This is a genomic window from Paenibacillus cookii (assembly GCF_018333375.1).
GTDB classification, from domain to species: domain Bacteria; phylum Bacillota; class Bacilli; order Paenibacillales; family Paenibacillaceae; genus Paenibacillus_AQ; species Paenibacillus_AQ cookii.
Window position 1 is genome coordinate 1 of sequence record NZ_BORW01000076.1, and the last position, 2,428, is coordinate 2,428.

2 protein-coding genes are annotated in these 2,428 nt (G+C 33.2%); both read left to right on the forward strand.

Annotated elements, in window-relative coordinates; genetic code table 11:
* Window positions 1-142: 142 nt before the first annotated feature.
* On the forward strand, window positions 143-1,159 hold the full coding sequence (locus KI367_RS26530; RefSeq protein ID WP_212953276.1) for a tyrosine-type recombinase/integrase: 1,017 nt from the start codon (window positions 143-145) through the stop codon (window positions 1,157-1,159).
* A 277-nt stretch (window positions 1,160-1,436) separates the two neighbouring features.
* Entirely contained in the window at window positions 1,437-2,363 is a 927-nt protein-coding gene (locus tag KI367_RS26535; protein WP_212953278.1) for a hypothetical protein, read from the forward strand.
* The last annotated feature ends 65 nt before the right edge of the window (window positions 2,364-2,428 follow it).

Sequence of the window (2,428 nt, forward strand, 5' to 3'; positions counted from 1 at the left end):
TTCCTCCATCCTTGAGGTTTTTGGGTTTGGTCACTTGAAAACTTCTCCAAGTTGGGGTGAAGTCCCTTTTTTATGTCCGAAAATCCTTACGGCTCAAGGCCTCAGATTACTGCAAAACGCTCAATAAGGAGACAAAACAAACATGAAAGAAAAACTTATACACTTGTTAAGTGTTTTTAGTAGTGGACTTACAATTTTTGAGAACAATCAATATATACCTAAGATTAGAGATTATTTCTTTCAATATATTCTTGAATTGAAATCAGATTCAACAATCGAAAATTTATTTAAATATGAACTTACAAGAAGTGATTTAATTCATTCTACCATTTATTACATTATGAATAATGATAATGTTAGAAGTAAATCTGCTATAGACGATTACCTAATAGCTATTAATAGATTTTTTGATGAAACGTTATTTAATTTGTACCCTAATCAGAATCTAGTATCAATTAGACCATTTACTGGTTTAAGTAAGGAAATTGAGAAGGCTTTATTTGATAGGAAGATTGAGCTTGAAGAAAGGCAAACATTTCCTTCAATAACTGATGAGCAATATACATTTATTTTAAGTTTCATCAATAACGATCTGCAGAGCTCTTTTAAAACAAGACAAGTCCAAATTATTATTAAGCTGATCTTATTATACGGGTTAAGTCCTGATCGAATCATCAAATTAAAAAAGGAAAATTACCTATGTGATGAACGACAATTGGAAATTATTTATTCTGAAAGTCCAAGAAGAAGTTTGAGGTTAGAAATTCCATTTACAGTACATAAAGCGCTAGAAGCTTATCTAAATGAGCTTTCAACTAAAGACTTATCTTGTGAAAACTTATTTGTAAACAGAGAAGATAAGCCTATAAAGCATGACTATCCCAATGGATACTTGAAAGAAATAAAAAACGAATATTTTAGATTACACCCAATAGAAGAAGGTATTAGAAACCCCTTTACTCCAACAGGACTAGCTAAATTTGCAATTATTCGAATGATATTAAATGGTGTTAACCCATCTGTAATTTCTGACTTGACTGGGTATATGTCTGATGTGCTCTTAGATTGTCAAAATAAAGTGAACGAGTTGAAGGAATTAAAGAGGAATAGATATATAAACCATATGATAAGAGGCATCCAAACCTATGAAGAGATTTAAATAACTTTGATGTTAATTCGGTGAAGGCCCCCACATCTTATAACACCATATTCACGCTTCGGGCATGCGCCCTCGGTCCGGCCGGGGTGGAAGAGATGTGGGCATATTCAGCCGGACACGTCCATTCTCCTAAGATAAGAGCTATCTAAGGGGAATGGACGTCGTGAATACAAGAACGTTATCTGAAAGAATGCTCCCAAAGATTTGGAAGTAATTCATTCGCAACGTCCTGTTGCTTGAAGAAAATAATCGGAACCAAGAAGATTGGGGTGTAAACATGAATAATAAAGATAATTTGGATAACGATTTGGATTTTGATGTAAAATTACAAGAGATTTTAGCATCATATTATAAAGAAAAGCAAGAATATCTCGAAAAGTACTATCCAACTGACATACCCAATGATGTATGCAAGCATGCCCTCATTCAAGGAATTAAATTTGAAAATAGTTTCAAGCCAAGAGTTCATGATTTTGAGCCGATTATGAGATGTGATGAAGAAGAATTATTTATATGGACACATACAAAGGATAAAGAAACCGCATTAGTTTCATTAGTCTCTAGTAATGTAAAAAGCCAAGATTTTTGGAAGAATATTGGGGTGGTTATTCAATTGGCATATTCTTATTCTAGGGACTTTGAACATACAATGGATTTGGAGTATAGGTGGTTCTACTATTTTAATCCGAAAAAATCAATACAAGAACAACAAATATTCAATATTAGTGATATTGATAAATATGGTTTACTTAATGGAACTATTTTGAAACTTACAGATCTTTATGATTTATCACAACTATTAGAGCTACTTCTGCGTGATGATAGGGCATTTACTGCAATGAGTACTTTCTTTGCTTCTATGAAAGTTCATTATTGTTGTTTGATATGTGAATTAGGAAGATCCCCGTACAAGAAACACCTAAGTCATGAACCAGAAATATGGGAACGAGCAAATGTTATAGCAGATTACGAAACTGCAATTGTACAAGCTTGTAGATGTGTAGAAGCATTAATAGGGAAACCACCAAAAAGGGAAAATAAGGGACGATTATTGGAACATAAACAAAAATGGATTGATGAATTTGGTATTAATCCTGATGATAAATTCTCAAAAGACGATTGTTCATTCTTAGACTTTTACTATAAACCTGAATTTCGAAAGTGCATAAGATCAATGCAAGATGCTAAAGCAATGGCGACTTAAGAAGTGAAAAGGTGGGAGTTTCCCATGTTTTAGTGGAGACGGAAGCTTGCGGCAGATGGTCTTTC